25 protein-coding genes and 2 tRNA genes are annotated in these 24,787 nt (G+C 42.1%); all 27 read right to left on the reverse strand.

Going from position 1 to position 24,787, the window contains the following annotated elements; genetic code table 11:
- Positions 1 to 42 precede the first annotated feature (42 nt).
- A complete protein-coding gene (spoIIE, locus tag EV579_RS18110) occupies positions 43 to 2,526 on the reverse strand; it encodes a stage II sporulation protein E (protein WP_024425648.1) in 2,484 nt (827 codons plus the stop codon).
- Positions 2,527 to 2,729: 203 nt separating this feature from the next.
- Positions 2,730 to 2,801, reverse strand: a tRNA-Glu gene (locus tag EV579_RS18115).
- 25 nt (positions 2,802 to 2,826) lie between these two features.
- Positions 2,827 to 2,900, reverse strand: a tRNA-Met gene (locus tag EV579_RS18120).
- A 177-nt stretch (positions 2,901 to 3,077) separates the two neighbouring features.
- On the reverse strand, positions 3,078 to 3,473 hold the full coding sequence (locus tag EV579_RS18125) for a S1 domain-containing RNA-binding protein (protein WP_008357409.1): 396 nt from the start codon (positions 3,471 to 3,473) through the stop codon (positions 3,078 to 3,080).
- Positions 3,474 to 3,555: 82 nt separating this feature from the next.
- Positions 3,556 to 3,930, reverse strand: a complete 375-nt coding sequence (locus EV579_RS18130; protein WP_024427190.1) for an FtsB family cell division protein — start codon at positions 3,928 to 3,930, stop codon at positions 3,556 to 3,558.
- A gap of 18 nt (positions 3,931 to 3,948) precedes the next feature.
- Positions 3,949 to 4,587: a spore cortex biosynthesis protein YabQ gene (gene yabQ, locus EV579_RS18135; protein ID WP_034624421.1), complete on the reverse strand. Its 639-nt coding sequence runs from the start codon at positions 4,585 to 4,587 to the stop codon at positions 3,949 to 3,951.
- Positions 4,584 to 4,892 carry a sporulation protein YabP gene (yabP, locus tag EV579_RS18140; RefSeq protein ID WP_024425646.1) on the reverse strand — a complete coding sequence of 103 codons (309 nt, stop codon included), beginning with the start codon at positions 4,890 to 4,892 and terminating at the stop codon, positions 4,584 to 4,586. The genes yabQ and yabP overlap by 4 nt, the downstream gene beginning before the upstream one ends.
- Positions 4,893 to 4,965: 73 nt before the next feature.
- Positions 4,966 to 5,226 (reverse strand): RNA-binding S4 domain-containing protein, encoded by a 261-nt coding sequence (locus tag EV579_RS18145; RefSeq protein ID WP_008341839.1) that lies wholly within the window; start codon positions 5,224 to 5,226, stop codon positions 4,966 to 4,968.
- Entirely contained in the window at positions 5,223 to 6,707 is a 1,485-nt protein-coding gene (gene yabN / locus EV579_RS18150; RefSeq protein ID WP_133744989.1) for a bifunctional methyltransferase/pyrophosphohydrolase YabN, read from the reverse strand. Before yabN ends, EV579_RS18145 begins: the two co-directional genes overlap by 4 nt.
- Positions 6,697 to 8,301, reverse strand: a complete 1,605-nt coding sequence (locus tag EV579_RS18155) for a putative polysaccharide biosynthesis protein (RefSeq protein WP_133744990.1) — start codon at positions 8,299 to 8,301, stop codon at positions 6,697 to 6,699. The genes yabN and EV579_RS18155 overlap by 11 nt, the downstream gene beginning before the upstream one ends.
- Before the next feature lie 190 nt (positions 8,302 to 8,491).
- Positions 8,492 to 9,028, reverse strand: a complete 537-nt coding sequence (gene spoVT, locus EV579_RS18160; RefSeq protein ID WP_024427194.1) for a stage V sporulation protein T — start codon at positions 9,026 to 9,028, stop codon at positions 8,492 to 8,494.
- A gap of 139 nt (positions 9,029 to 9,167) precedes the next feature.
- Entirely contained in the window at positions 9,168 to 12,701 is a 3,534-nt protein-coding gene (gene mfd / locus EV579_RS18165; protein WP_133744991.1) for a transcription-repair coupling factor, read from the reverse strand.
- Positions 12,702 to 12,769: 68 nt separating this feature from the next.
- On the reverse strand, positions 12,770 to 13,000 hold the full coding sequence (gene fin / locus EV579_RS18170) for an anti-sigma-F factor Fin (protein ID WP_003217967.1): 231 nt from the start codon (positions 12,998 to 13,000) through the stop codon (positions 12,770 to 12,772).
- 55 nt (positions 13,001 to 13,055) lie between these two features.
- Positions 13,056 to 13,622 (reverse strand): aminoacyl-tRNA hydrolase, encoded by a 567-nt coding sequence (gene pth / locus EV579_RS18175; RefSeq protein WP_024425643.1) that lies wholly within the window; start codon positions 13,620 to 13,622, stop codon positions 13,056 to 13,058.
- Positions 13,623 to 13,762: 140 nt separating this feature from the next.
- Positions 13,763 to 14,389 (reverse strand): 50S ribosomal protein L25/general stress protein Ctc, encoded by a 627-nt coding sequence (locus tag EV579_RS18180; protein WP_024425642.1) that lies wholly within the window; start codon positions 14,387 to 14,389, stop codon positions 13,763 to 13,765.
- A gap of 138 nt (positions 14,390 to 14,527) precedes the next feature.
- A complete protein-coding gene (locus EV579_RS18185; RefSeq protein WP_024425641.1) occupies positions 14,528 to 15,481 on the reverse strand; it encodes a ribose-phosphate diphosphokinase in 954 nt (317 codons plus the stop codon).
- A 27-nt stretch (positions 15,482 to 15,508) separates the two neighbouring features.
- Positions 15,509 to 16,879, reverse strand: coding sequence for a bifunctional UDP-N-acetylglucosamine diphosphorylase/glucosamine-1-phosphate N-acetyltransferase GlmU (gene glmU / locus EV579_RS18190; protein ID WP_024425640.1), 1,371 nt, complete (start codon positions 16,877 to 16,879; stop codon positions 15,509 to 15,511).
- A 198-nt stretch (positions 16,880 to 17,077) separates the two neighbouring features.
- Complete coding sequence (spoVG, locus tag EV579_RS18195; protein WP_008357439.1) at positions 17,078 to 17,374, reverse strand: septation regulator SpoVG; 297 nt, start codon at positions 17,372 to 17,374, stop codon at positions 17,078 to 17,080.
- A 223-nt stretch (positions 17,375 to 17,597) separates the two neighbouring features.
- Positions 17,598 to 17,975, reverse strand: coding sequence for a 2-iminobutanoate/2-iminopropanoate deaminase (ridA, locus tag EV579_RS18200; RefSeq protein ID WP_024425639.1), 378 nt, complete (start codon positions 17,973 to 17,975; stop codon positions 17,598 to 17,600).
- A gap of 38 nt (positions 17,976 to 18,013) precedes the next feature.
- The gene (gene purR, locus EV579_RS18205) at positions 18,014 to 18,847 is read right to left on the reverse strand and encodes a pur operon repressor (RefSeq protein ID WP_024425638.1); all 834 of its coding nucleotides are present in this window, start codon (positions 18,845 to 18,847) and stop codon (positions 18,014 to 18,016) included.
- Between the two features lie 56 nt (positions 18,848 to 18,903).
- Positions 18,904 to 19,773: a 4-(cytidine 5'-diphospho)-2-C-methyl-D-erythritol kinase gene (ispE, locus tag EV579_RS18210; RefSeq protein WP_019743558.1), complete on the reverse strand. Its 870-nt coding sequence runs from the start codon at positions 19,771 to 19,773 to the stop codon at positions 18,904 to 18,906.
- Positions 19,774 to 19,919: 146 nt separating this feature from the next.
- The gene (locus tag EV579_RS18215; RefSeq protein WP_017366434.1) at positions 19,920 to 20,105 is read right to left on the reverse strand and encodes a small, acid-soluble spore protein, alpha/beta type; all 186 of its coding nucleotides are present in this window, start codon (positions 20,103 to 20,105) and stop codon (positions 19,920 to 19,922) included.
- Between the two features lie 163 nt (positions 20,106 to 20,268).
- The gene (gene veg / locus EV579_RS18220) at positions 20,269 to 20,526 is read right to left on the reverse strand and encodes a biofilm formation stimulator Veg (RefSeq protein ID WP_024425637.1); all 258 of its coding nucleotides are present in this window, start codon (positions 20,524 to 20,526) and stop codon (positions 20,269 to 20,271) included.
- 213 nt (positions 20,527 to 20,739) lie between these two features.
- Positions 20,740 to 21,624, reverse strand: a complete 885-nt coding sequence (yabG, locus tag EV579_RS18225; protein WP_024427198.1) for a sporulation peptidase YabG — start codon at positions 21,622 to 21,624, stop codon at positions 20,740 to 20,742.
- A gap of 134 nt (positions 21,625 to 21,758) precedes the next feature.
- Positions 21,759 to 22,637 (reverse strand): 16S rRNA (adenine(1518)-N(6)/adenine(1519)-N(6))-dimethyltransferase RsmA, encoded by an 879-nt coding sequence (rsmA, locus tag EV579_RS18230; RefSeq protein WP_034284149.1) that lies wholly within the window; start codon positions 22,635 to 22,637, stop codon positions 21,759 to 21,761.
- Positions 22,630 to 23,190 (reverse strand): ribonuclease M5, encoded by a 561-nt coding sequence (gene rnmV, locus EV579_RS18235; protein WP_017359323.1) that lies wholly within the window; start codon positions 23,188 to 23,190, stop codon positions 22,630 to 22,632. Before rnmV ends, rsmA begins: the two co-directional genes overlap by 8 nt.
- Positions 23,191 to 23,351: 161 nt before the next feature.
- Positions 23,352 to 24,554, reverse strand: a complete 1,203-nt coding sequence (locus EV579_RS18240; protein WP_133744992.1) for a G5 and 3D domain-containing protein — start codon at positions 24,552 to 24,554, stop codon at positions 23,352 to 23,354.
- Positions 24,555 to 24,787 lie beyond the last annotated feature (233 nt).

Below are 24,787 nucleotides of genomic sequence, written 5' to 3' on the forward strand. Positions count from 1 at the left end.
TATCCCCATCATCGCCAGAAGAAATTCATATTATACGATATTTTAAGAAATCTCTTGTTTCTCAAGATAGAATGTACCGGTCGGAATGGAAGCCCATTTTGGTGTGTTGTGGTCGAGCCTGATGACAACAACTGTCATATCGTCGTCAATTTGGCCTGCTCTTGTTCGAATAACCTCTTCCATTAATAAATCAGCAATTTCTTGGGGATCTTCTGTTTTAAAGCTTTTCATTTTCCGTTTCACCCACAGATCATGATTTTCAATATGCTTTGGCCCCTCAAAAATACCGTCACTCATCATAATCAATAGGTCTCCTGCCTTCATCTGTTCGCTCACAACCTCGACCTCGAATTCATCAATAATACCGATTGGCAAGTTGCTTGCTTGTACCTTCATCACCTGATCACCCCGTTTAATAAAGCTGGGTGTTGAACCAATCTTGAGGAACTTACAGCTTGCATCCTGTAAATCAATGATCGATAAATCCAATGTTGAATAGATCTCGTCCGTCGTTCGTAAAGATAAAATACTATTAATGGTTTTAATCGCCACTTTTTCATTGATACCTGACGCCAATATTTTTTCTAACAGCTTAATCGTTTCATTGCTTTCAAAATGAGCACGTGCTCCGTTGCCCATTCCATCACTAATAGCTGCGGCATACTTGCCTGCTCCAAGCTCCATCATGCTGTAACTGTCTCCAGATACCAGTCCTCCGCCTTTTGCTGCATGTGCCACGCCTGTAGCCACTCGGTATGATTTAGCAGAGCCAAATACAACGTGGCAATAGCCTGTTGGATGCTCTGCACACTGTTCTGCTTTGACTAAAATCTGTTCTTCTAATATATCTGAAAGCATTGGCGCAATGATTTTTTCACATTCCCCATGCCCTTGGCAATATGGGATTCTCATTTCAATATCGACATTTCCCTGCTCCAAGCTATAGATTTCAACTTGCTGAATTTCAATGCCAAAGTGCTGAAGTGCTTCTATCATCTGCTCTTCCTGAATAAAATGCTGCTCTCTTTCTCGTTTTATTTCCCGGGAAAAATCCTCCATCACTTGTGAGACCCCCATCAGCTGTTCAGCCACAAGACGCCTGCTGTCTTGGACTTTTTTCTTCAGTGTCTGGTTGGCTTTATAGTAAGCGATCTCCTCTTCGATCAATTCCTCAACATGTTTTGATTTTGAGCAGTGCTGACTAAATTTCTTTTTCAATTTCCGGTTATGCTCATACGTTTTTTCATCAGATTCATGCATAACTTGTTTCATTAGTTCATAGGTTGTATCAAAGTTCTGCACCCAGCATTTATTTTTCTTATAGCACGTTTGACAGGATCGTTCTGTGATCGTACTTAAAAAAAGATCTACATCCTCTTCCTGCTTCTTCTCTTCAGGAATGGATTCGTAAAATGTCGCAAAACTCTCAGACAGCGCATGAAATACATGAGAGAACTGATCTACCTTTTTTGCTGTCACGTCTCGTACCTTCCGAGCATATTGCTGCTGCTCTTGTACATGCTCTACCGTACCAGGAATGTATTTCGCTACCTTGGAAGTAACTGATTGCGGCGTGAGTAAAAAGAGCGCAACCGCTATAAGTGATTCATACAGTGTGGTCATGAGACCTGCTGACCCTTCCCCGTACAGTGAAATGAGTAAGGAACCCACAATTAAGCCGATGGCTGCCCCTGCTTTCTTCCCTTCTTTCAGCAATCCGCCTAATAAGCCTGAAAAGGCAAGAAGACTCATCTGATAAAGGTTTCCGATGTTAGCGAGACCAAGAATTAATCCTGTCACAACACCGACCGTACAACCAATACTGGCTCCGCCAATAAAGGCAAATGTCAGCACTACATAACGTGACAAAATATGCTCTGCCTGCATTCCTTGAAATGTGATCCCAGCAAGACCAGTTAAAACTGAGGCAATTAAAATCATAAAACAAATAATTTCTTCGACCTTTAAAGAGTGTTTAATTTTCCTGACTGTAAAAATCGGCAGGCTTTGAAGAAAAATCAGAGTCAAAATGAAGGCAAGTCCTGCTTCGACACCCGCCATGACGTAATCATAACTTTGCACAGCACCTTGCTCTAAGTAAACAAACGCTCCTCGGGTGATCAGCATTGAGAGAACAATGACAACCGGTAATGTTTTCACTGGGTCTTTGATGATGAATGAAACCACCTTTGACATAAGGAGAAACATGAGCAGCGACGCAAACACAAACAATGCATTTTGAGGTGATATCGTCATCGCCCCAGCGAGTAATGCTAGACAAGCAAGCATCGCCTTATCTCTTTTAATAAGCAGCATGGAGCCAAAGAAAGGCAGAGCAAACGGCATAATTTCAGATAATATAAAGGCTCGTCCTAATAAAAAGCCTAGAACAACATAAATAAACCCTTTATAGAAAAAAAGAGAATGCGTGTGATGAAGAAACAGATTTTTCATCTTTTTTAACCCCGCACTGATTCTTTCAAACCCCGCTCCTGTTAAATCAGTTCTTCTTTCTAGTTTTTCCATCTTCTCATCCCCCACCTGATATTCGTTGCTTGTCATTATAGCGAAGGTGAAAATGAAATTTTGTCAAAAGAAGTTGTCGTTTCCATAAAACGTTCGACGCTTTATTCGTCAAAGAGGCATACTTTCATGAAAGTCGATGTCTTTCATCAGAATTTTACGAAGGCACAAAAAAACAGCTTTCCTATAGAAAGCTGTTTCGAAGATGACCCGTACGGGATTCGAACCCGTGTTACCGCCGTGAAAGGGCGGTGTCTTAACCGCTTGACCAACGGGCCTTGCTTTATGTTCTAGTTAAAAGGATAGCGGCGGAGGGGATCGAACCCCCGACCTCACGGGTATGAACCGTACGCTCTAGCCAGCTGAGCTACACCGCCATAATGAAAATGCGCTAAGAAGCACAAGAACTATAATACAAAGGATTCGCTTGTCCGTCAATAGAAAGTTTTAAATTAAATGACGAAATCTCAAAAAATGTCGGATGGATCATGAAAAAAAGCACCTGCTGAACAGCAGATGCTTTGTTGTGAAAATATATAGAAAGCAGCAACAAGTTAACCTCTTCTTGCTCCGCGCCCCCCACGTTTTGATTCCGTGTTACGTTTTAAAGATGTTAAGCGATCTTCGCTATCTTTTAAGAATTTGTTCATTTTTTGTTCAAACGATTCCTTCGGACGGAAATCATTTCTGCTTGGTCTTGATTGTTGTTGAGGACGATCTTTTGCTTTTTTAATGGACAAGCCGATTTTACCGTCTTTTTCAACGTTAATCACTTTCACTTCAACTTGTTCACCGACTTTTAAATGCTCATTAATATCTTTTACATAGTTATCGGCTACCTCACTGATATGAACGAGACCAGTTGAACCGCCTGGCAACTCCACAAAAGCTCCAAAATTTGTAATGCCCGTAACTTTCCCTTGTAACTTGCTGCCAACTTCAATCGACATAAAAAAAGTGCTCCTCCTTAGACTTATAAAAAAATCTCATTTGTTCAATTATACATAAACTGAATTTTAAGTGTCAACAAGGCTAATCGCTCTTATTGCCCACATCAAAGATTTTTTCGCCTTTTTTGGACATATAATAGTCCCGTCGTGCCAGTTCGAGTACGTATTCCTTGCTTTTCAGCTTCTTAATTTCATCAGAAATATCTTCCTGCTTTGTTTTTAATTGCTTCAACTCTTTTTCGAGCGCAACCTTCTTCTCTTCTTTTTCCTTTAGTGAAGACGATTGCGACCAGAGGGCACTTGTCACCAAGACAGCAAACATGAGCACGATTACACCAAACACGGTAAGCCTTCTAAGGAGTCCGCGACGTTTGCGTTTTAAGCGCTGCGCTTGCTGTTCCATTTGTTTTTGGTAATCATTTTGAATTTGTGCGATATTTCTTTTTCTCTTGTTCAAGATTGAAGGCCTCCTCTCTTACTTTGTCCAGAATTGTTTCCATTTCGTTTTGATGGTACCAGATAATTTCTTGGCCCCTTGTAAAATTCCTGCTCCTTTTGAGAAAAACAATCTCATTGATGTTCGCCATTTTTCGGGAATCCGATGAATAATGGTCACATTGAGTAACCAGATGAGCGGATAACAAACAATCGACAGCACCTTCCACACGAGCCGAAACGTAAAACGAACTAGACGTAAGAGCGAGTGGAGCAAGAATAGAAAAGCACTTATGACCAATGTGATCATCCAGCGGATCGGCTGGAAGACAACCGACATGACCAGCCTTTTTAGGAAGAGAACAGTCTGATATACACACATCATGATAAACTTGAGAATCTTGAGATACAAATGTTTCATCAATGCCTGATACATCGAGAAACCTAGAGCAACGGCTAGAAAAATATAAAGCCTAAATTCTCCCTCATTTGTCAGCAACAGGACGTAAAAGAATAAGAGACCCTGTACCATCCAAAAAAGGAGATCGTGGATAACCAAAAGCCATTTTGCTGTTTTTTCCCGGTTCACAAACAGCTTGTACGTATCAAGCGATGCGCCCAGCCAGATGCCCATCGCCGCCATGGAAAGCATCGTATAAAACTGGACTGTCAGCGTCATTTAAACAGCTTGCTAAAAAATCCTTTAGCTTTCTCCCCGTGCTGCTCATCAACATAGATTAAATCAAAGACACGCCCTTTGATCGACACAACGCCCTTTTCGACGTCTAGGTTTTTCATTTGCAGATTTTCTCCGCGGATGGCGAGAATCCCCATGACCGTCTCCAGCAGAAATTCCTCACTATCAAAGCTTTCCACTTGTTTGACACCAGTAATATCTAAATGCTTTCTGTTTCGCATTGTGACATTGTGCTCCGCGTCTGATGACAGCTTCGTACCTTGAGGTTGATTATAATATTGATTCATCTATACATCCCCCATATCTCATACTTGCATGTTACTGCATTGTATGTGATAAGAGGGTCTTTTAGAACAAGCCCTATTCTGCTGTTTTTTCTTCTTTTAGCACAGTATACATGCCAGCCGCTTCTTCTTTTTTCGTCGTGTCCTTTAACTCGTTGACTTGAACAGTCACTAGTTTTTGACCAAAACGGATTTGCAGCTCATCTCCTTCTTTCACGTCAGAGCTTGCTTTCGCCTGTGTTCCGTTAATAGATATCCTGCCTTGATCAGCTACTTCTTTTGCCAATGTTCTTCTTTTAATTAAACGGGACACTTTTAAAAATTTATCTAGTCTCATGTGTGTTCACCTCTTTCTATGCGTTTCGCATCGTTCCATAGATCGTCCATTTCCTCTAGCGTTAAGTCATCTAATGAACGGCCCATGTCCTTTGCTTTTTGTTCGATATGCTGAAAGCGCCGTATGAATTTTGTGTTGGCAGAAGCGAGTGCCGTTTCAGGCTCTAGGTGATAGAACCTGCCAATATTGACGAGAACAAACAAAAGATCTCCAAATTCATCTTTCATCTGCTTCGTTGCACCTTCGTCCGTCTTCTCTGCCACTTCAACGAGAAATTCCTGCTTTTCTTCTTCGTATTTGTTCCAAATATCTTGAACATCTGCCCAATCAAAGCCTACTTTGGCAGCTTTCTTTTGGAGCTTATATGCCTTTGTTAGTGCCGGAAGTGTCGCCGGAATCGATTGCAAAATAGAACCGGTCCGCTCTGGCTTCTCCTGCTGTTTGATTTTTTCCCAGTTGGCCACCACATCTGCTGCCTCAGAAACATTCGTGTCACCAAACACATGGGGGTGGCGCCGAATCATTTTTTCTGTGACATGCTGAATGACGTCATCAATTGAGAAATAACCGTCATCTTCGCCAATTTGAGCGTGAAGTAACACCTGCAGCAGCACATCGCCAAGCTCTTCCACCATATGATCTGGGTCATCTTCATCTATCGCTTCAAGCAGTTCATAGCATTCTTCAATTAAATATGGTTTGAGTGATTCATTGGTTTGTTTTTGATCCCATGGACAGCCGCCCGGACCTCTTAATGTACGTATGACGTCACGGAAGGTGTCAAATTGTTGATAAAGCAGCTGTTCATCTTGAATTGGAGGAACATAAACACTCGTTAAGTTATTTATCGACACATCTCGATCAAGTTCAAATAAAGGAACGGCAGTAATCTGTTCCTGACCGCTTCCAGCTGCAGTCACAATATAAACTTCATAATCGTCGGGGAGCTTTTCCATCAGCGTGAGTTTCACATTCGAAGCTGTCATCTGATCATATACCTGACAAATCAGGACGTGCTGGGTTAATTTCAGATCATCCGCTCTCATATCCCCTGCATCAACGAATTGTAATCCCTCGATGGGGTCAATCTGCAAGGAGTTGAATGTCGCATCTAGAAAGCTTTGTCCACCAGCGACAGACACCTCAATCCCGCGCTCTTTCTGCCCAGCGACGAGCAGCTGTACGGTCTTTTCTGCCACAAATGGATGACCAGGTACAGCATACACAATGTCTTTTTCCGCTGCCTCTGCAAATAATATTTCGGTAATTTCCTGATACACCTGATCAAACTGATCATGCTTTTCATAAATTTCATCAAAAAAGGTGAGAGATGGGACCTCCTGCATTAACTCTGCGGTAAGCGGATGATCCTGCGTTCTCATAAATACTTCTTTCGCCTGCTTCAGCTGCTTATATACACCGAGCGTCAGCTGATCCATGTCGCCTGCCCCGAGACCGACGACGGTAATCTTACCTGCCATTTTGATTCCCTCTCATCTGTTTAAAATATAAAATCTTTTCTCCTAATGGAATGAGTCTCCATTCCTCGTCCGTAAATACTTCTAGCTTAAGAATACTATATAAAAAGGCGAAACCACCAATAAAAACTGATGTCAGGCTCTCTAAAACGGAAAACGGACGTTTTTCAAAGGGAATCACCCATGAAAACAGAGCCTGATATCCTATTAAGACCACAGCCATGAAGGCGGCTGATAAAAGAATTTTCACCGGGAACAGCTCTCTCAACGAAATCCATCCTTTATGCTTCAAATAAACGGCATTGAGCACGGCTGCTGTGAGAAAACCACATACAGTTGACCATGCGGCACCGTGGATGCCAAATAACGGTACAAGCGCAATCGTTAGAATCCATTTCACCAGCACGCTGAGAACCACCACAACAGCAGGATATACAGTATGCCCGAGCCCTTGCAGTAAAGCCGCCTGCGTAATGGCAATCGACGTAAAGACGATCGATATACAGAATATTTGCAAAGCATCGGTGCCTAAGTCATTACGAAAAAGCATTGTATTGACTGGTGCTAAAATACAAATCAGTCCAACCGCTGACCCTATCCCTAATACTGACGTGGTCTTAACCGATGAGCGAACTTTTTGCCGTATCGTTTCATGCTCTCCATTCCTCATGGCTGCCGATAAAAATGGTACAAGAGAGGTTCCGATGCTGATGGCAAACACCGTTCCGAGCTGTAAGAAAGGCTGGCCTCGGTCATATACACCTTTCGCCGCCTTTGCCGCCGCTTCACTGAGACCCTCGCTGCGCAGCAACGCATACAGATGAAAAGCATCAATCATTTGCATCCATAAAATGAGCAAACCGCTGACACAAATCGTCAATGTATACAGCACCAAACTCTTCATAACATCTTTTTTTCGAAGTGTCGCCTGTTTGCCTGACATACTTGTAGCAGACTGCTTTCGATAGGTCAGCCAAAGGAAAAGAAGCAAAATGAGCGAGGCCGCACTTCCTACGATAGAAGAGAACACCGCACCCGCCCCTGTTTCATAAAGCGAATAGCCGTGCCTCACGAAATAGAAGGATAAAACAAGCAGGACACCTACCCTGATGAGCTGCTCAACCAATTGAGAAACAGCTGTTGGAAGCATCAGACCGTCACTCTGAAAAACTCCCCTCAGCATCACAGTGAACGGCAGAAATAGAAACACAAAAGCACTCATCTGGATGAGCAGAATTAATTGACTGTCTGCCATAAGACTCGCAATTGTGCCTGCTCCTATGTAAAGACAAAGAAATAAGACTAGGCTCAGTAAAGTGATATAGACCAAGGATACCCTTGTAATGATCCGTCGATTCTCTTCCCCATGCTCACTCAAAAGCTTGGACACCATGACAGGAAAACCTGTTGTACCAAGCATGATGGCAATGCCAAGGAAAGGATATACCTGCTGATAAATATAAAACCCTGTGTCCCCTACGATGTTTTGAAACGGGACACGGTAAACGGCACTTAATATCTTTGATAACAAGCCTGCGATGGTCAAAATCACCGCACCCTGGAAAAGCCAATGCGGCTGATTCACAGCATTTTTCATGGATGACTCCTTTAAAATAAATCTACAGTTAAACGCACTCATTATAACATACGTGAATGAAAAGGCGTTTCTTTCTAAGGAGTAGACGGCACATGTCTCGTTTTGTTTCATCCCATATAAAAAGCCGACAAAATCAAATGATTTCATCGGCATTCTTTCATTTTATCAAGATGATATAGAGTTATTAGACCTAATGTTCCATTTGACGGGCTAAGAAGCCAGCTGCCGTTTCTGCCGCTTTATGCTCCACTTCCCCCATTGAACGCTCTTTAGAAAATAAGACGACGGCGCCAATTGGATCTCCGTTCGCAACAATAGGTGCAATGGTATAAGCAGATACGTCATCATCAATACCATCGACAAGTTGAATTTCTTTTTTATTTTCTTCTAACACAGAATTACGCTGATCCATTGTTCGTTCAAGTAAATCACTGATGGATTTGTTCAAGTACTCTTTTTTCGAACTGCCGGATACAGCAATATACGTATCTCGATCACAGATCAGGATGGAATGACCCAAACTGTCGAATAATGCATCAGCATATTCCTTCGCAAAGTCTCCTAGCTCACTAATCGGCGAATACTTCTTCAAAATCACTTCTCCATCGCGGTCGACGAAAATCTCAAGCGGATCTCCTTCCCGGATGCGCAATGTTCTGCGAATCTCCTTCGGAATAACCACTCTACCTAAATCATCGATGCGGCGTACAATTCCAGTTGCTTTCATTCACTGCTGCCTCTCTTTCGTTTGATGATGTGTTGGGTGAATGGAACAAAAGCGTCCACTTTATGCAACATTCACCACTTGACCCTGAGTTTAGTATCCGTCACATCAAACGTAATATACACGAGAGACAAACAAAATTTTATGAAGATGGAATGGTTTCTTTTTTCACATCTTGAAGGCCTCGAAGCATGTTAAGAACAACCTCAAGCCATTCCTCCGTCTTCTTGCCTTTCGTTTGGACAGAAATAATCAGCTTGCTGCCTTCCATTCCTAACCCGATTTCACGTCCATATTTACTGCCGAGCTCAAATAATTTTTGACCGTCGATTTCACTGCTTGCTTTCTCATCAAGAGTCATTCTGACAATGCCTTTCTCCATCTTGATCAGCTCGACACGTTCCTGGACAGCGTACACCTTCATTGTCGCAATCGTAAACAAGTCAGCCACTTCTTGCGGATATTCACCAAATCGGTCGATCATTTCATCCTGAAGCTCTTTTCTCTCTTCAATCGATCCAATTGCTCTGAACTGTTTATACATTTCAATCTTTTGCTTGCCATCCGAAATATAAGTGTCTGGGATGTAAGCATCAATTTGCAGATCAATTTCTGGCTCGAATTTATCTTGAGCCGTTGTATCGCCTCTTCTTTCCTCAATGGCTTCTTTCAGCATTTGAGAATAGAGGTCGAATCCAACCGAATCAATGAAGCCATGCTGCTGAGCACCAAGTAAGTTCCCTGCTCCTCGAATTGTTAAATCACGCATCGCAATTTTAAACCCAGATCCGAGCTCTGTGAATTCTTTAATAGCTTGAAGTCTTTTCTCCGCAACTTCAGAAAGAACTTTATCTTTTCGATACGTGAAATAAGCATAAGCAACACGGTTCGAACGCCCGACTCGTCCTCTTAGCTGGTACAGCTGAGAAAGCCCCATTTTATCGGCATCGTGGACGATGAGTGTGTTCACATTTGGAATATCGACTCCCGTTTCAATGATGGTGGTACTAACCAATACATCTGATTCACCTTCAAGGAAATTGATCATCACTGATTCCAGCTCGTTCTCACTCATTTTCCCGTGCGCATAACTGACTTTTGCGTCTGGGACTAGCATGGAGATTTCATCTGCTTTTCGTTCAATATCCTCAACACGGTTGTAAAGGAAGTACACTTGACCGCCGCGTGCTAATTCTCGCTCTATCGCTTCTCTGACTAGAGCGCCATTGTACTCAACCACATAGGTTTGAACAGGGAAACGGTTTTCAGGCGGTGTTTCAATCACTGATAAATCCCGTACGCCAAGCATGGACATATGAAGCGTACGCGGAATTGGGGTAGCCGTTAATGTCAGTACGTCGATATTGGCTTTCATCTGCTTAATTTTCTCTTTATGCGTCACACCAAAACGCTGTTCCTCATCAATGATCAACAGTCCTAAATCCTTGTAGACGATGTCTTTTGAAAGAAGGCGGTGTGTGCCGATAACCATATCGATCGTTCCGTTTTTCAGCCCTTTTAACGTTTCAGTTGTCTCTTTTCTTGTACGGAAACGGCTCAGCTGCGCAATTTTGACAGGGTAGTCTTGGAATCGGTCCATGATTGTGTCAAAATGCTGCTGTGCTAAGATGGTTGTCGGAACAAGCAGGGCTACCTGCTTCCCGTCAGCAATCGCTTTGAAGGCCGCACGAATAGCCACCTCCGTTTTTCCGTAACCCACATCTCCACAAAGCAGACGGTCCATTGGACGTTCCCGCTCCATATCCTGTTTAATTTCGTGAATCGAACGGATTTGATCATCTGTTTCCTGGTAAGGGAACGCAGATTCAAACTGGCGCTGCATCTCATGATCAGGCGAGAAAGCATATCCTTTGCTTGCCTCGCGTTCTGCGTACAGTTTAATCAGATCATCTGCGATGTCCTGTACAGATGTTTCGACTTTTTTCTTCACGCGTTTCCAATCGCTGCCGCCTAGTTTGTACAGCTTTGGTTCTTTACCTTCTGATCCTACATATTTCTGCACCTGATCAATTTGTTCAACCGGTACATAAAGCTTGTCGCTTCCTTGATAATGAATATTTAAATAATCTTTATGAATGCCGCCGATTTCAAGCGTTTCAATTCCTAAATATTTACCGATCCCGTGGTTAATGTGCACCACATAATCACCGACTTGAAGCTCTGAATAGCTCTTGATCCGCTCTGCATTGGTCAGCTTTTGCTTACGCGCCTGTTTTTTCACACGTTTCTTGAAGAGTTCACCTTCTGTGATTACAGCAATTTTTGATAACGGCAGTTCAAAGCCTGTTTGCAGCTCACCTTGTAAAATATACACCTGTCCGCTCACAAGCTCAGCGTCCGGTTTAGCAAGAGCGGCTTCAATGTCATAATCATGCAGAACAGACGACAGCTTTTCTGTCCGCTCTTCATCAGCACCTAAGAAGACAACCGTGTACTGCTGTTTTTTATAGCGTTCAATTTCACTCGCCAGCACATTCATCTGTCCGTGGAAATTCTGCATTTGCTTACTAGATACATTGACGATATTTTGCGGATTTGTCTGCTGGACATGTCTCAGGAACAAAGAGTAGTACAGAATGGATCTCGATTGCTGATTGATCAGTTCTTGGAACGGGAAAGATAGAGATAAATCATGAAGAATATTGCCTTCTTCAAGCAGACTAATTGTCCAATCGGCTTCTTCCTGTTCAAGCTGTTCTTCCATCTCCTGAATTCTGCTGATTTCATCTAAAATAATAATCGTATCCTGCGATGTGTAATCTAGCAAACTAGCAGGCTTTTCATAGAAATAGGACAAGTACTTCGTCATTTCCTGTGTCACGATGCCTTCTAGCAGCTTCTCGCGATCAGCAGATATATTTTGATGAAGCAGTTCTTTTTGCTGATCTGAGTTGAATTTCTTTAAGCTCTTCGCCAGCCCTTGATCAAGCTGTTCAATGGCTCTCACTCGTTCAGGACCTCTCACAATTAACTCTTTTGCAGGACCTATTTTGATTTCTTGAAGGGTTTCTAATGAACGCTGTGTATCTGAATGAAACGTTCGAATCGAGTCTACTTCTGTATCAAACAGTTCAATACGGATTGGATGATCTTCCGTTAACGCATAGATGTCGATGATTCCTCCGCGCACACTAAAGTCTCCGGGCGCTGCAACCATCGACGTCCGGTCATAACCAATTTGTACGAGTTGTTTTGAAAACGCCTCCAAATCAATTTCTTCACCGATCTTTAAATGGACCTGACTCTCCTTCCAGAGCTCAACTGGCGGAAGCATCCTGCGCACCGCAGCAGCGGGAGTGACGATAATGGGGTTTTCTCCATTCGCAAGTCGATTCAAGACATCCAAACGCTGTGCTCTCAGCTCAGGACTGGCCACTGCAATTTCTGAAGCGATGAGTTCATTGACAGGATAAAGAAGGACCGAGCGATCCGGCATCACACTTGCTAGATCATCTGTAACTTTCTGCGCCTGATATAAATTGTGAGTCACAATAAACATTGGCCGCTTCAGTTCGTCTGATATCGCGGCTGTAAATAAAGATCTGACGGAGCCTGATAGTCCGGCAAGCAGCTGTTCTTTTAACCCTTCCTTTAGCCCATTAAAAATGGACTGAAAATCATCACTTTGTTTGATAAATGATTGTATGTTTTTCATTTGGCTCCTCCTCCCTGTTTGTTTAAAACAGAAAAACGCTTTGGTCTAATATCTACACCAAAGCTTTTTTATTGAATAAAAGTATGATACTGATGGTAATCAGGATTTCTTTCGAGCGCCTCTTGGCAATCCTCACAAATGGTTTGTACATGTAAATCACCATTTTCCCTATAAGAAATCATATCGTTTCTTTCCTCATTTGTTAAGTGATGAAATCCAAGTGCTTCACTTTGGACAGCGGATTCATCTAGACTGCCAACCTTTACACCACAGTGGCGGCAGTAATAATGCAAAGCCATACGTGATCCTCCCATGCTGAGATTTTATGATCAGTATGTGCTTCGCTTATCATTCTTATACCTTCTTGTTAAAATCATTCATCACTTCTAAAAATGGCTTTTTTAAAGCCGCTTCACAAGCCTCGACAGACGATTGAATGGCTGATGCGATGTCAGGCTGTTCTTCTTCTGAGAAACGTCCTAGCACGTAATCAACGACCTTCATGCCGTTTTGAGGACGTCCAATGCCGATACGGAATCGGTCAAATTCAGGTGAACCTAAATGCTGAATCAATGATTTGATTCCATTATGCCCGCCTGCACTTCCTTTTGTACGTAGGCGAATCCGCCCAGTTGGCAAATCAAGATCATCATAGATCACTTTCAAATGTTCGAGGGGAATATCGTAATAGTCCATCAGCGGACGCACACATTCTCCTGATAAGTTCATATATGTAAGCGGCTTTACAAGTAGAACCTTTTGCCCCGAAACAAACCCAGTTCCAAATTGTCCATGGAATTTTGATTGATTTAAAGGAATGTCCCATTTTTTCGATAATTCATCTATTGTCATAAACCCGACATTATGTCTTGTTTTTTCATATTCTTTTCCTGGATTGCCTAATCCAACGAATGCAATCATGAAACCAATAACCTCCTTTGTCACACAGCACACGCCTAAAAAATGAGCCAATCAGATTGCCTCATGTAAAAACGTATGAATTCTTTTCATTCTAGCACAAAAGACGCAACCGCGGGAGGGTTACGTCTTTAAATGACCAGTTATTCTCCATCGTCATCCTTTTCTTTAATGGCCTCAGGCTCTTGCGGCTCTTCTTCGCTATCCGGCTCAGGAACCTCTGATTGCTGAGGCGGCAGAATGGAAGCAACGACTTCTTCTGGATCGTTATTGATTTGATAAGATGACTGAACAGGCAGATCAGCAACTGTTAAGACATCATTGACTTCTAAGTTTGTAATATCAGCTTCAATATTCTGCGGGATATCTTTTGGTTTGGCTGTAACAGATAGTTCAAATAGTGGCTGCTGAAGCACACCGCCATCTTTTACCCCTTTAGACTCGCCAATCAGCTGTATTGGTACATCTGCCTCAATTTCACGCTGTAAGTCAACGACTTGGAAATCAGCATGGACAAGCTCGTTTTTCAACGGATCTGTTTGTAATTCTGTCACCATCACAGATTTCGTTTCACCACCCACATCTAAGGTGATAATTGTATTCTTCCCTTCATCACGTAAGGTTTTTAATAAATCGATGCTGTCTAATGAAACAGCCAGGCTGTCTGTATTTTTTCCGTATATGACACCAGGAACGTGTCCTGAATGACGGATTTTTTGCAGTGTGGAACGTTTGAAATCAGTTCTTTTATTTGCTTTTAAAGTTGCCATATTCAGCACCATCCTATTTCTTTTTTGTCACTACTCTCATAATTACCCATAACCGAATCATTTTAAACCTATTTGCCGTGAATGATGATAGCAAAAAGACCCCAAGCTTGATGCCTAGGGCCTTTTTTAATCAGAAAATTAGCTGAAAAGGTAGCTCACAGATTCTTCTTCATGTACACGGATGATGGCTTCTGCAAGCAAAGGCCCAACCGAAAGCGGAATGAATTTTCCAACTTTCTTGTCATCAGTTAATTGAATACTGTTTGTCACAACCAATTCTTTAATTTTAGAGTTTGTGATGCGTTCTACTGCTGGTCCAGACAATACTGGGTGCGTACAGCAAGCATATACTTCAGCTGCTCCATTTTCGACTAGCGCATTTGCTGCAAGTGTAATAGTACCAGCTGTATCAATGATATCATCGATCAGAATCGCCGTTTTGCCTTCAATGTTACCAATAATGTTCATGACTTCAGCAACGTTTGGCTTTGGACGGCGTTTGTCGATAATTGCGATTGGCGCTTTCAGGCGGTCTGCCATTTTACGCGCACGTGTCACACCACCGTGGTCAGGAGACACAACAACGATATCATTCAAGTTCTTCTGTTCGAAATAGTTTGTTAAGATTGGTACAGCCATTAAGTTATCGATTGGAATATCGAAGAAACCTTGGATTTGCGGCGCATGAAGATCAAGTGCAATCACACGTGTAGCACCTGCTGTTTCAAGCAAGTTCGCAAAAAGCTTCGCAGTGATTGGCTCACGAGGTTTTGCCTTACGATCTTGACGTGCATATCCGTAATAAGGGATCACAATATTGACAGTTTTCGCAGAAGCGCGTTTTAGTGCATCCACCATAATGAGCAGTTCCATAATATGCTCATTGACTGGCGCACTTGTTGATTGAATGACATAACAATCACAGCCGCGGATACTTTCTTCAATATTGATTTGGACTTCACCGTCACTAAAGCGTTTAACAGAGCTCTTTCCTACATCAACTCCGATACGATCGGCAATTTCTTTGGCAAGTTCAGGGTTTGAATTCAAAGAGAATATCTTTAAATTCGCATCAGCATAACGATTAGACATGGTATGGTAAACCTCCGGGTATTTGGATTATTTTTTATGAATATTTTTCACATAATCTTCTTTATTGACTTGTCTTGCTCTAGCAATAGACAATGCATCCTGCGGTACATCTTCTGTAACCGTTGAACCGGCTGCAACATATGCCCCTTTTCCGACAGTGACTGGTGCAACCAGATTTGAATTACAGCCAATAAATGCGCCGTCTTCAATCTTCGTTAAGAATTTGTTTTTCCCATCATAGTTGACTGTAATGGAACCACAGCCAAGGTTTACATCAGTTCCGACCTCTGCGTCTCCAATGTAGCTTAGATGAGATGCTTTGCTGCGGTCTCCGAAAACTGTTTTCTTGATTTCGACAAAATTCCCGATTTTTACTTCATCGCCAATTTTCGACAACGGGCGAATATGAGCAAACGGTCCAATTGTCACATCAACTCCAACCTCACTATCGCAGACGACAGATTGCTTAATGACTGTTCGATCTCCGATGATGCTGTCAACAATTTCAGTGTTTGGCCCAATCGTGGCGTCTGCACCGATTTTTACATTCCCTTTGATGACCGTCCCAGGATAAATAACTGTATCTTCACCGATGACAGCATCTGGCGAAATATACGTGTTCTCAGGATCAATCAAGGTCACACCATTCTTCATATGCTGATGATTAATACGTCGCTTCATGAATTGCTCTGCTTGTGATAGAGCGATACGATCGTTAACTCCAAGTGTTTCTTCAAAATGCGGTGTTTGATAAGCTGCAACTGTTTGCCCTTCATTTTTTAGAATTTCAATAACGTCTGGCAAGTAGTATTCACCCTGTGCATTTTCATTCGACACTTGCTCAATCACACGGAAGAGATCTTCATTTGAAAAGCAATAAGTCCCTGTATTAATTTCATTCACTTGACGCTCTGCATCGTTCGCATCTTTATGCTCCACAATTTTCACGACAGCACCTGTTTCGTCACGAATAATACGGCCATAGCCTGTCGGATCATCCGCATGTGCTGTTAAAATAGTGACTTTCGCTTGATGTTTTTGATGCTCGCTTAACATGGCTTCCATTGTTTCCGCTGTCAATAATGGCGTATCACCACAAATGACAATGGTTGTTCCCTTTTCCTGCGCGAGGAACGACTTTGCTTGTTTGACGGCATGGGCTGTTCCCAGCTGTTCTTCTTGAAGTGCATACTCACTTCTGTCTCCAAGCTGCTCTTTCACGTCCTCTGCACCATGACCGACAATCGTCACCAGCTTGGCTAAAGAAAGCTTTAACGCTTCATCTGCCACATGCTCGACCATTGGCTTTCCGCAAACTGGATGAAGTACTTTATATAGCTTTGACTTCATTCTCGTTCCTTTTCCCGCTGCTAAAATCACTGCGAACCGCTTATCCATTGATTGGCCTCCAATATCCCTATTATCCATAGAAAAATATATCCTAAATAAAGAGTGATTTCAAGGATACATAAGGAAGTACAATAATTTTCTAACAGATGAAAGACTTAAGAAACAAGAGAAAGAACGCAAAAAAGACAGCATTTAAAAGAAAACATTCATTTTCTCTTAAAGCCGTCTTTTTAGGTTCACGTATGATTAAGAAGCTCCAGCTTCTTCATATTCAATTGTTTCTTCCTCTTCGCCTAAGCGATGATATTCATTTAATACAGCATCTTGGATTTTACCCCGAGTGCTTGAATTAATTGGATGTGCAATATCGCGAAACTCTCCATCAGGCGTGCGTTTGCTAGGCATTGCTACAAACAACCCATTGTTTCCATCAATCACACGAATATCATGAACAACAAATTCGTGGTCCAGCGTGATGGATGCAATCGCCCTCATGCGACCATCGGTATTCACGCGGCGTAATCTTACGTCAGTAACTTCCACAGTAGTTCACCACCTTTTCCCAATATAAAAGCATTACTTAGGTATTCAACGATCGTGGTGATTCTCCTGCTCTTTTTTTAAACTTTTTTGAAATATCGGGATATTAATACATTATTTGTCATATTCGTGACGACGCTTACATTCTCAGCATAAAAAAAGACATCATGATGATGTCTTTCCCTGCATATGATGAAACCAAACGGCTTTCATTGAGAGTGCCTGTTTATTTAACTAATGCAACTACTTCTATTTCTACAAGCGCATCCTTTGGAAGTCTTGCCACTTCCACACATGAACGAGCTGGCTTATGTGTATGGAAATACTCACCGTACACTTCATTCACTTCAGCGAATTGTTCCATATCTTTAATGAAAACAGTTGCTTTCACGACTGTTTCAAAGGAAGCACCTGCTGCTTCAAGTACAGCCTCAAGATTACGGAATACTTGATGTGTTTGTTCTTTAATATCTCCATTTACAAAATCTCCAGCTGGGGTTAATGGAATTTGCCCTGAGCTGTAAAACATGTTATTGACAATAATTCCTTGAGAGTAAGGTCCAATGGCTGCTGGTGCATGTTTGGTTTGAACAACTTTTGTCATATTAATCTCTCCCATTCAAATACATGTTTAATCAAAGCTTACGCTTTCGAATGAAAAAACTCGTGGAAATTGCCTTCATTGATCTCAATGATTTTTTGCTTCATATCAATGGTAGAAAGCTTTAACAACGAGACATATTCATCGACAAGACGTTCATCTACGCCTTCATCTTCTAAAAGAACACCGATCCCTGCAACATTTGCATTAAATTCCTCAAGCAAATTCATCATGCCGTTAATGGTTCCGCCCGCTTTCATAAAGTCATCAATGATCAACACATTGGAGCCTTTATCTAAGCTTCGCTTTGCAAGGGACATGGTTTGAATTCGGTTAGAAGAACCTGACGCATAATTAATACTGACAGTTGATCCTTCGGTTACCTTATTATCTTTTCTAACGATCACAACAGGCACATTTAAATAACCCGCAACAGAATAGGCAATCGGAATACCTTTTGTCGCAACGGTCATGACGACATCAATCGCACGGTCCGCAAAGATGGTCGCAAACAGCTTACCGATTTTCGCAAGTATCGATGGATTGCCTAAAACATCGGTTAAATATAAATAACCGCCAGGAAGTACACGTTCAGGAGTTGATAATGCCTCTCCGATATCGTTTACTACGTCATCTGCTTCTTTTAGGTGTATTTTTGGAATATATTTCACTCCGCCAGCAGCGCCAGGTACAGTAAGCAATGTGCCTATTCCCTGCTGTTCGAAGGTCTGTTTGATAATCGTTAAGTCTTCACTAATGGAGGACTTTGCAGATTGATAACGTTCTGCAAAAAAAGTTAAAGGTACTAGTACGTGCGGGTGGGCTAACAAATAATTTGTTAAGTCCACCAATCTGCCGCTTCGACGAAACTTCATGAACTTACCCCCCAGAACCCGAATAATTTATGAATAATATAACTTAATATACGGATTTAATCAAGGGCATTTTGTTCGCCGATCATGCGGACAGCGTATACTTGATCACAAAATCCTCTCAGTCCGTTATATATTCTTTGTACCTTCGATTCATATTGAATCAAGCCAAATACCGTTGGGCCGCTTCCACTCATTAATACAGCATCAGCACCGAAACGCTTCATCTGTCTTTTGATCATATCTACTTCTGGATACATCTTTAATGTCACAGACTCCAGAACATTACCGAGTGAGCCGCACATCTCTTTATAATCTTTCGCCTCAATGGCTTCAATCATACGCTGTACATTTGGGTGTTCTACTTTGCTTGCGTCATATTGTCTATAAACTTCAGCTGTAGATACCCCAATCACCGGCTTCGCTAAAATCACCCAGCAATGCGGCGGTGTCGCGATATGCTTCAGTTTTTCTCCACGTCCTGTCGCTAGTGCTGTGCCTCCGTGTACACAAAAAGACACATCTGAGCCGATCTCCGCTCCAAGCTCAGCCAGTTCATCTAACGTGAGATTCAACTTCCACAAACGGTTTAAACCGCGAAGCGCTGCTGCAGCATCACTGCTGCCTCCAGCTAAACCTGCTGCAACAGGAATTGCTTTTGTGATGACAATCGATACTCCTTTTTGAATACCGAACCTTGTTTTGAGTAATTTAGCCGCCTGATAAGCCAAGTTACGCTGATCATCTGGCACAAATCGATTATGAGATGATACACGGATTTCGTCTTTATCCAGCTCCGTCAGCTCAAGTCGATCTGCAAGGTCTATTGTTGTCATCACCATCTCTACTTCGTGATATCCATCCGGTCTTTTTCCATGGACATCAAGTGAGAGATTAATTTTTGCCGGTGCTTTTTCTAAAATACGCAAACATTTCACCTACTTCTCCATCTAAACATAAGTATCAATATTGTATCACATTTGATGGATCTGATGAATATTGGCTTTTACGCCCAGCACACTCACTTTTTCAACAAAAAAAGCCAGAGACACCTGAGGTATCCCTGACCATTTTTCTATCGTTGATTCTCTTCCTGAGCCATGTGCTGCTGAGCTAATTCGATGGCACGTTTGACCATATTCCCTGCGTCACGCGCACGAATTTCTCCCCAGCCTCCATTTTTGACGGTATCATAAAATCCAAGATCCTTCGCCAGCTCGTATTTGAACTCATCTGACATAATGCCTCGGCGTCTACCCAAACGAAACAGCCCCTTTAGTCGAGAATTCGAATCAGTGCCACTGCTTTTGTGGCTTTCTTATTTTGTATCGAATCCTTTCTTTTACCCCTTTCAAAAAATGGACAGACTCCCATTCAGAAAAAAAGGCAAAACAAAAAGCAGTAAACAAGAAGTTCACTGCCCATTAATAGGCGACTGAGCTAGCGGCATCATCGAACGTTAATTCGACCGTCTCAGTCAGTATATCTGCATAACTGTAAGAAACTCTTTCAAACGAATTCTCATCTTGATCTAATTGAATCACAAATACAGAAGGGTACGTTTCAGCTAAAATGCCCGAACGCTCAATTGTTTTACGGCGGCCTCCGTTAGCCTTTAACGTCAAACGTTTACCTAAGTTACCATCAAGCGATCTTTTGATGTCGGACAAAGTCTTCGCCATTGCATCCACCTCACTGAGATAATTATACAACAACGGCCCATTTTTGTCAAATAAAAATTAAATTATATCAACCAACACGAGCCATTGTCAACAAAATAATTTTGACAAACTTCTACCTTTTCTCCTCCCTATTTTTCTCAAATTCCGGTGAATTATGTATCCGTTTGAAATTTCTTTTTACACATAAAAAAAACCAGACTGAAATCAGTCGGGTTATGTCGATTCATGGTCTTTTTTATATGGCATACCTACCCTTAAAACACCCTTCGTCTCGATGCCTCCAAGGCCTTTTTCTCTTGTTAATGTATTACGAAGCACATCCCACACGTTGATTCGATCTACAAATGGAGTGAAGCTGATCTTCGCAACGATATAGACGGGATCGAGCGCATGGATGTTCACACGTGAAGGTGAGCTTGCAAAATTGGCACCTGCTTGGATCAATGATTCGAAATGAGATTGACAGGCGCCTGCAAAGATCACAAGCTGATCTAAATGAGGAATTTTCTTTCTTGCTTTTTGAACCGTCTCAACGAAATGACGAGAATGGCGATAGGCACCGATATCATTTACGCCGCCCTTTTGCTTGGAATACGCATCATGCCCTGTAATGACCAAAATATCAGGCCGATATTGATCAAGTAACGAATCGATCACGCTTGGCATTTTCTTCTCATGACAATGCACTCCATATACAGGCACACCAATTCGTTCATATACATCTAAGCATTTCTTTAAGTATGAAGCATCTCCATCTAAATGAAGGACCTTTCCAGGCATGTGAAAATACTGCTCCTGATGCTGATATTGTCCAGAAGTATAATACTCTTGTTTTTCACGCAGCAGCTGATAATCCTGTCTTAGTAAGTCGAGCGATTCGTTAATTTTCCGTTCGTCGTCCTTCTCCCTTGTCAGCTGCTCCTCTTTTTGAATTAAGACGAGATCCGACATCTTAGCATCAGCAATCAGCCTTACTTCATTCCCATGCAATATGGCAGTGGCTTCGTGCTGATCTGTCTCATCAATTCGAATGATTCGAAACATAATATCCATTTGATAGGATGCCCTCGTCACCATATCTCCTATTTGAAATTGCATGCTGTTCACTCCACAATCAGGCTCATATCCTGTTGGTATCGTCTTGCACTACACATGATCGTCTTTCATATATGCTGTTCTTTCTAGCCTATGCCCGAACAGTTGAAGTGGTGAAAAACAAAAGAAAAAAGCCCTTACGATAGGGCTTTTTGTAAAACATTCGACAAACGGGCAAATTCCTCAATGGATAATGATTCTCCGCGGCGCTTTCCATCAATATCTGCTGTTTGAAGTGCTTCTTCGATGATCGCTTTATGTTTTTTTCCATCAGGTAGATTATTCATCAAATTATTCATCAATGTTTTCCGGCGCTGGCCAAAGCTCGCTCGGATCAATTGAAAGAAAAACGCATCATTTTCTACTGAGACAGCAGGCGTTTCACGAACAGTCAGCTTAATCACAGCCGAATCGACATTTGGCTGAGGAACAAAAACCGTTTTAGGCACAACCATCACCGTTTTTGCTTCCGTATAAAATTGAACTGCAATAGACAGTGAATTGTATTCCTTAGATGAAGGGGCAGCTGCCATACGATCTGCTACTTCTTTTTGCAGCATGACCACAATCCCTTTCAATGGAAGGTTTTCTTCAAGCAATTTCATAATAATCGGTGTTGTCACATAATATGGAAGGTTGGCTACGACCATCACTTCTTTACAATCAGCAAAATTTTCCTCGATGACCTTTCTCACATCCGCCTTTAATACATCTTGATGAATGATCGTGACATTATCATATGGAGAGAGCGTATCGTTTAAAATAGGCAATAAACGCTGATCGATTTCAAAAGCGGTGACTTTCTTTGCACGTTTAGCGAGCTGCTCTGTCAATGCGCCGATACCAGGCCCAATTTCAATGACGCCGGTCTCATCTGTAACCTCCGCGTGATCAACAATGCGATCTAAAATATTTGTATCAATTAAGAAGTTCTGCCCTAAGCTCTTTTTAAAAGAGAAACCGTACTTCTTCAGTATTTCCTTCGTTCTGACGGGTGTCGCAATATCTTTATTCATCGGCTTCCTCCTGCATGACGGTCTTTAAGGCCGCAATAAAATCATGTTTGGTTATTTGGAACATGTGAAGGCGCTTTTGCAGCTGCTTCGCATTGGTATATCCTATATTTAAAAGCACTCCTAGTCGTTCGCGGCGGCGTTTCGATGCTTCGCCACCGATAAGGCCTGCGTCAAATAAGTCGTCTAATGTAATGTCACTTTCCGATTCTTCCATTTCTTCATGGACATGGGCAAGACATTCCCGAATACTGTCCAAGGAAGCATGCTCGACACCAATTCCTTTATCCCGCTTCGCCTTCGCAAGATGTTTTGGCAAAAAAGCGTGCTTACAGCCAGGAACTGCCTCTGCGATGGTTTTACGGATCTTCTCACCAGGAAAATCAGGATCTGTTAAAATAATGACCCCTCTCGTCTCCTGCGCAAGACGCACTTGTTGAATGACTGTATCGCCAATGGCGGATCCGTTTGTTTCGATCGTATCTGCATCAACCGCCATCTTCACTCTGGCAGTGTCATCACGACCCTCCACCACAATGATTTCTTTGATTTTCATGTATTCCTCCGCTTGCAAAAACAATCTACATTTTTTGGTTAAAAAAACGAAACCTTTCATGCTGCTTTTGCGTCTAATTAATTAGAAAACAGTGCTTCTATTATAACCAAAAAAACAGAGGGTGCGCAAAGCCCTCTGTTCATATAAATGATTTGATGTGTTTATTTGAGTACTCTAATCTTCACTCGTTTATTTCCCCATTGATAAGCTGCCGACTTACTTGGGACGAACACATCAATTTTATTCCCTTTTATAGCAGATCCAGTGTCTGATGCAACGGCATATCCATAGCCTTCCACATACACTTTTGAGCCCAGCGGAATGACACTCGGATCAACTGCTATGACCTTTGCACCCGGATTTGCTTTTAAATTAAAGCCTGTAGACGTTCTGCCCGTACATCCAGCACAGCTCGCTGTATAGGCTGTTGACGCCACATAAAATTCTTTTCCTGACGATTCATTGCTTCGTGAAACCGCAGGGGACGCTGTAGGCTCCTTTTTGGCCACTTGTGTACCAATAGCCACTAATCGGTCCTTACTATCTTTTTCGGTCACTTCTTTAATCAATTCTTTAGACACCACTTTGCCGTTTTCTTTCACAATGGCATAGTGCTTCTTCAATTTACCTTCTTCACCTTTTTTAAGTACCTTCTCTTTCCCTTTTTCAAGAGAATGATCCTTTTTATGTTTGGTATCAAAAGCAATTTTCTCTTCCACTACATCGGTGACTTTTTCCACCCGAGTGATCTTTATATCTGCGCTCTTTTTAGAAAGGTTACTATGTAACGCAGGCTTGATCTTATCGTGCTTCTTGAGCTTTAGCTCGTGTTGCTTTAAAAAGTCAGCGACCGTAGTCGAAGTGGTCCACACTTTTTTATCTTTTCCTCCATCATTTAAGCTGACCTGGAAGGCCTGCTGAACCACAAGATTCATATCCTTTGTTAACTTGTCATTCTTTCCTGGAGTTACTTGATCGTGCTTCCCAATATCTATCTTCTCATTCTTCAATAATGCTCCAACCGTCTGATCTGTTGTCCATATCGTTTTCTCTTTCCCATCTAGGGTCAGATGAACCGGTATAGCCGCATCATACACAATGTTCATGTTGTCTTGAATCTTTGTATTTAGACTTGGAGAGATATGATCCTCCGCCTTGGTCCTTATGCCAAGGTCTGAAAGCAGCTGAGCTACTGTCTCTTCATGTGTACGAATTGTCTTCTCTTTACCATTGATTGAAATGGTAATAGACTGCTTAGTGAGCTCATGCGCACCGTAAGCCGTTCCAGTTCCAGCTAAAAGCAAGCAAACAACTAGTAATAAAACCTTGCCTTTTCCTAGCTTCACAGAAAACAGATTTTTCATTTTTTGTACGATGAAAAACGCCTCCTTCTCCTCGGAGAGATTATATAGAGTATCTCAAAACCTGTCAACCCTTCCACCCACTGTACAAAAATGCTCGATTGTAAACCTATTATGGGAGATTTATGGAAGGAAGGGAAGAAAGACTTATCGACAACTTATCCTATGAGGAGGCGCAAACGTGTAGAACTTTTTCGTTATGTTTCACAATTGGACAAGCTTAAACAAGGATTGAC

This window comes from Bacillus sp. BK450 (genome assembly GCF_004364885.1).
Lineage (GTDB): Bacteria > Bacillota > Bacilli > Bacillales > Bacillaceae > Bacillus > Bacillus safensis.

Coding starts and splice junctions, on each gene's coding strand:
- pth (WP_024425643.1), bottom strand. CDS start 13,622: ATGATTGCATTCGTTGGATTAGGCAATCCAGGAAAAGAATATGAAAAA.
- spoVT (WP_024427194.1), bottom strand. CDS start 9,028: ATGAAAGCAACTGGAATTGTACGCCGCATCGATGATTTAGGTAGAGTG.
- EV579_RS18185 (WP_024425641.1), bottom strand. CDS start 15,481: ATGTCTAATCGTTATGCTGATGCGAATTTAAAGATATTCTCTTTGAAT.
- ridA (WP_024425639.1), bottom strand. CDS start 17,975: ATGACAAAAGTTGTTCAAACCAAACATGCACCAGCAGCCATTGGACCT.
- EV579_RS18125 (WP_008357409.1), bottom strand. CDS start 3,473: ATGTCGATTGAAGTTGGCAGCAAGTTACAAGGGAAAGTTACGGGCATT.
- EV579_RS18180 (WP_024425642.1), bottom strand. CDS start 14,389: ATGGCAACTTTAAAAGCAAATAAAAGAACTGATTTCAAACGTTCCACA.
- EV579_RS18240 (WP_133744992.1), bottom strand. CDS start 24,554: ATGAAAAATCTGTTTTCTGTGAAGCTAGGAAAAGGCAAGGTTTTATTA.
- EV579_RS18145 (WP_008341839.1), bottom strand. CDS start 5,226: ATGAGACTAGATAAATTTTTAAAAGTGTCCCGTTTAATTAAAAGAAGA.
- rsmA (WP_034284149.1), bottom strand. CDS start 22,637: ATGAATAAAGATATTGCGACACCCGTCAGAACGAAGGAAATACTGAAG.
- fin (WP_003217967.1), bottom strand. CDS start 13,000: ATGGCTTTGCATTATTACTGCCGCCACTGTGGTGTAAAGGTTGGCAGT.
- glmU (WP_024425640.1), bottom strand. CDS start 16,879: ATGGATAAGCGGTTCGCAGTGATTTTAGCAGCGGGAAAAGGAACGAGA.
- mfd (WP_133744991.1), bottom strand. CDS start 12,701: ATGAAAAACATACAATCATTTATCAAACAAAGTGATGATTTTCAGTCC.
- veg (WP_024425637.1), bottom strand. CDS start 20,526: ATGGCGAAGACTTTGTCCGACATCAAAAGATCGCTTGATGGTAACTTA.
- purR (WP_024425638.1), bottom strand. CDS start 18,847: ATGAAGTTTCGTCGAAGCGGCAGATTGGTGGACTTAACAAATTATTTG.
- yabN (WP_133744989.1), bottom strand. CDS start 6,707: ATGGCAGGTAAGATTACCGTCGTCGGTCTCGGGGCAGGCGACATGGAT.
- spoIIE (WP_024425648.1), bottom strand. CDS start 2,526: ATGGAAAAACTAGAAAGAAGAACTGATTTAACAGGAGCGGGGTTTGAA.
- EV579_RS18155 (WP_133744990.1), bottom strand. CDS start 8,301: ATGAAAAATGCTGTGAATCAGCCGCATTGGCTTTTCCAGGGTGCGGTG.
- yabQ (WP_034624421.1), bottom strand. CDS start 4,587: ATGACGCTGACAGTCCAGTTTTATACGATGCTTTCCATGGCGGCGATG.
- yabG (WP_024427198.1), bottom strand. CDS start 21,624: ATGCAATTTCAAATAGGAGATATGGTGACGAGGGCATCCTATCAAATG.
- yabP (WP_024425646.1), bottom strand. CDS start 4,892: ATGAATCAATATTATAATCAACCTCAAGGTACGAAGCTGTCATCAGAC.
- rnmV (WP_017359323.1), bottom strand. CDS start 23,190: ATGAAAATCAAAGAAATCATTGTGGTGGAGGGTCGTGATGACACTGCC.